Source organism: Streptomyces sp. NPDC054840, assembly GCF_053611065.1.
Window position 1 is genome coordinate 1 of record NZ_JBSGZP010000626.1, and the last position, 4282, is coordinate 4282.

The following is a 4282-nucleotide window of genomic DNA, read 5'->3' on the forward strand; positions in this document are numbered from 1 at the left end:
CTGCCAGCCACTGCTCGATCTCGGCCTGGGCGGCGTTCTCGGAGTAGAAGGAGACCGCGTCGAGGAGCGCGTCGGCGCCCTTCTCGGCCAGTTCGCCGACGGCGGGGGCATCGACCCCGGCCTCCAGCATCCGGGCCCGGACCCCGTACAGGCCGAGGGGGGTCAGGCGGACCATCCCGTAGCGGGAGACGTCCTCGTCGTCCAAGGCACCCGCGGTCTCCGGTTCCAGGGGTCCGTCGGCCTCCGCCATCAGCTCCTCGTCGACGGGCCGGAACTCCACCAGCCCGATCGGCTCCAGCTGCCGGAACTGGCCGTCGAGGCGCATCATCGCGTCCGAGACCTGCTCCAGCACGGCATCGGTCGGCTCGCCCATGTCGTCGGGCACGATCATCGACGCGGCGAGCACCGGCAGCGGAACCGGCCCGTCCGCGGCCCCGCCCTCGGTGACGGTGAGCAGGTAGAGGTTGGCGAGGACCCCGTCGAGGAAGTCCGCCTCGCGTCCCGGGTTCCAGTCCAGCCGGTCGAAGTCGATCTCGCCGCCCGCGTCCAGCGTGTCCAGCGCGTCGACGAGGTCGTCCAGGTCGGGCACCGCCGCGTCGGCGAGCACGGTGTCCAGGGCCGCCAGCCAGAGGTCGAGTACGTCTCCGGGCGCACCGCTCGTCACCAGCGCGAGGTCCTCACCGGGCGCGGCCGTGCCGAAGTGCTCCTCGTCGCTTTCCCCGTTGCCGTTCTCCGGCTCGGTCACGTCGACCAGGCCGGTGTCCACCGCGACCCGCCAGGCCTGGCTCGCGTACCCGGCGGAGTCCTCGTCGGCGGCGTCGAGACCGAGCGCCACGGCGGCCTCGGGCAGCTGGTCGGTGGCGAGCTCGCCGCCGACGCCGACACGGGTGCCGGGCCCGGCCCAGCGGGCGAGCCGCACGGCGCGCGCGAACAGCGGCGCGCCGAGGGCGTCGCGGGCAAGTTCCGCGTCGGAGCGCAGCCGTGCGGGCGGCAGCGTGGGGTGCGAGTCTGCGGACATGGGGCGGTTCTCCTCGCGGACGCGGTGGGACGGTGTGTGGCGGGGCGGGACAGGTGTGGCGTTGGTGACACGGGGTGTGGCGTTGGTGACACGGCCCGTACTGACGGCCGGTCCGTCATATGCGCCCGGATTTCGATGACATGGCCGACATGACGGGCAGTGCGGGCATGCGGATGTGGCGCAGATGACAGGCGGGGCCTTCGTACGGCGTCCCAGCGTAGACGCATTTCGGGCGTGTCCGGCGGGCCATCGACTTCGGTTCATCCCACAGTCAGCTGCCGTATTCCCTGGAGGGCTTGACAACTTTGCTGGGCACACAGGAAATTGACGCGCGTAGATGTATAGGGAGCGGCTTGCCTCCCGCAGATCTCACTGCCGCACCCCCCACCTTTTCCCTCTCCCACACCGGAGTTCCTGCCCATGCGCTCCTCGCATCCCCGTTCCGCCGCCGTCGCGGCCCTCGTCGCCACCGCACTGGCCACCGGCCTGCTCGCGGGCTCCGCCGACGCGGCCGAAGGCGCCGTGTCCGCCGATCCGATACGCATCCACGACATTCAGGGCACCACCCGGATATCCCCGCTCAGCGGCAAGCAGGTCACGGACGTCGAGGGCATCGTGACGGCCGTACGTACGTACGGCTCGCGCGGCTTCTGGATCCAGGACCCGGACGCCGACGACAACGACGCCACCAGCGAGGGCGTCTTCGTCTTCACCAACTCGGTCCCGACCGTCGCCGCGGGCGACGCGGTCAAGGTCTCCGGCACCGTGGGTGAGTACATCCCCGGCGGGCTGAACTCCGGCAACCAGTCGGTCACCCAGATCTCCAAGCCGACGGTGACCGTGGTCTCCTCCGGCAACGCGCTGCCCGAGGCCACCGCGATCAACGAGTACACGGTGCCCGCCGAGTACGCCCCGGTCGGCGACCCGGCCGCCGCCGGCAGCATCAACGGCCTGACCCTGGAGCCCTCGCGCTACGCCCTCGACCACTACGAGTCGCTGGAGGGCATGAACGTCAAGATCGGCACCTCCCGCGTGGTCGGCGCCACCGACCCGTACGCGGAGCTGTGGGTCACGGTGAAGGGCTGGGAGAACGCCGCCAAGCGCGGTGGCACCGTCTACGGCTCCTACGAGTCCCAGAACACCGGCCGCCTGCAGATCCAGCAGCTCGCGCCCCTCGCGCAGCAGCCCTTCCCGGTGGCCAACGTCGGCGACAGGCTGACCGGCACCACGGAAGGCCCGCTGGACTTCAACCAGTTCGGCGGCTACACGCTGGTGGCCCGCACCCTCGGCACCGTCCAGGCGGGCACCCTCGCCCCCGAGAAGACCAAGCCGCAGGCCGAGCAGGAGCTCGCGGTGGCCACGTACAACGTCGAGAACCTCGACCCGACCGACCCGCAGGAGAAGTTCGACGCGCTGGCGAAGGCCGTCGTCGAGAACCTGGCCTCCCCCGACGTCCTCGCCCTGGAGGAGATCCAGGACGACAACGGCGCCAAGAACGACGGCACCGTCTCGGCCGAGCAGACCCTCACCAAGTTCACTGCGGCGATCTCGGCCGCCGGCGGCCCGGCCTACCAGTGGCGGACCATCAACCCGGAGGACAAGAAGGACGGCGGCGAGCCCGGCGGCAACATCCGCCAGGTGTTCCTCTTCAACCCGGCGCGGGTCTCCTTCACCGAGCGCGCCCCGGGTGACGCGGTGACCGCGACCGGCGTGACCAAGGTGAACGGCAAGGCCGCCCTGACCCACTCCCCCGGCCGCGTCGACCCCGCCAACCCGGCGTGGGCGGACAGCCGCAAGCCGCTGGCGGGCGAGTTCGTCTTCCGTGGCAAGACGGTCTTCGTGATCGCCAACCACTTCGGCTCCAAGGGCGGCGACGAGGGCCTGACCTCGCACCACCAGCCGCCGGTCCGCTCCTCGGAGGCCAAGCGGCTGCAGCAGGCGCAGGCCGTGAACGGCTTCGTGAAGCAGATCCTTGCCGAGGACAAGAACGCCGACGTCCTGGTCCTCGGTGACATCAACGACTTCGAGTTCTCGGCGACGACGGACGCGCTGGCGGACGGCGGGGCGCTGTACCCGGCGATCAAGTCGCTGCCGAAGGCGGAGCGGTACTCGTACGTCTACCAGGGCAACGCGCAGGTGCTGGACCAGATCCTGACCAGCCCGGCGATCAAGAAGTTCACGTACGACAGCGTGCACATCAACGCGGAGTTCGCGGCGCAGAACAGCGACCACGACCCGCAGGTGCTCCGCTTCCGCCCGTAGCCCTCAGGTCCCACAGCTGCAGGGGGTCCGGCCGCCGTCCCGGCCGGGCCCCCCTGCCACAATCCGGCCATGATCTTTCGTGAGGCCACTCGCCAGGACCTGCCCGCCGTACTCGCCCTGCTCGCCGACGAGGACACGGTCCTCGACCCGGCGTCGATCGCGGTCGGCTCGGGGCATGAGCGGGCCTTCGCGGCGATCGAGGCGGACCCGCGCAACGAGATGCTGGTCCTCACCGACGGGGCGGGGGGTTCGGCCGCGGCGGGCGAAGCGGGCGAGGTCGTCCTCGGCTGCCTCCAGCTCACGTACATCCCGGGCCTGGGCCGGGACGGGCAGGAACGGGCGCTGGTGGAGGCGGTACGGGTCCGCGCGGACCGGCGGGGCGCCGGGCTCGGCGCCGAGCTGATGCGGCTCGCCTCACAGCGGGCCCGCGAGCGCGGCTGCGGCCTGGTCCAGCTGACCAGCAACAAGCGGCGGACGGCCGCGCACCGGTTCTACGAGCGCCTGGGCTTCGCGCGCAGCCATGAGGGCTTCAAGCTGCACCTGAAGCCGTAACCGGGCCTTCCCGGACAAGGTAGGGACTTTCGACCCTGACGTGACGCTCGACACATCCCTGCCGAATCGATCGGTTGTGGTGGTTGAGTATTTCCACGCTCGATCTTGTACCGGCTCGCACCGACCGCACCCCTGGAGGATCCGCGTGCTCCCCTCCATCTCCCTCGCTCAGGAAATCGGCCTCGCCGTCCTGCTCGTGGCCGCGATCGTCTCGTTCACCGGCCTCCGCCACCTGCGCGGGGGCGACCGGTTCCCCCACGCGGAGCCCACCGCCGAGGGCCTCACGATGATCCCGGCCCAGCGCGGCTTCGCCGGGCACCCGATGGAGTCGGTGGAGCTGACCGAGGCGGAGAAGCAGGCCTTCGCGGGCCTGGTCCGCACGATCCCCCTGCCCTGACGGTCCTTCCCCCGCACCACGTGCGAGTGCCGCTGTCCCGCCGTGCGGCGGAG

At 71.1% G+C, this 4282-nt stretch carries 4 protein-coding genes; 3 read left to right on the forward strand and 1 reads right to left on the reverse strand.

Annotation, left to right across the window (positions count from 1 at the left end):
* Positions 1-1018 (reverse strand): hypothetical protein (locus ACWGIU_RS30995; RefSeq protein WP_453711381.1); only part of this gene is annotated, 1018 nt, incomplete at its 3' end.
* A gap of 420 nt (positions 1019-1438) precedes the next feature.
* Between ACWGIU_RS30995 and ACWGIU_RS31000 the strand changes: the two genes are divergently transcribed.
* The 3 genes from ACWGIU_RS31000 to ACWGIU_RS31010 all read left to right on the forward strand — a co-directional run bounded on the left by ACWGIU_RS31000 (position 1439) and on the right by ACWGIU_RS31010 (position 4229).
* Positions 1439-3280: an endonuclease/exonuclease/phosphatase family protein gene (locus ACWGIU_RS31000; protein ID WP_453711383.1), complete on the forward strand. Its 1842-nt coding sequence runs from the start codon at positions 1439-1441 to the stop codon at positions 3278-3280.
* A 69-nt stretch (positions 3281-3349) separates the two neighbouring features.
* Positions 3350-3832: an N-acetyltransferase family protein gene (locus tag ACWGIU_RS31005; RefSeq protein ID WP_453711385.1), complete on the forward strand. Its 483-nt coding sequence runs from the start codon at positions 3350-3352 to the stop codon at positions 3830-3832.
* A 145-nt stretch (positions 3833-3977) separates the two neighbouring features.
* Positions 3978-4229 (forward strand): hypothetical protein, encoded by a 252-nt coding sequence (locus tag ACWGIU_RS31010; protein ID WP_453711387.1) that lies wholly within the window; start codon positions 3978-3980, stop codon positions 4227-4229.
* The last annotated feature ends 53 nt before the right edge of the window (positions 4230-4282 follow it).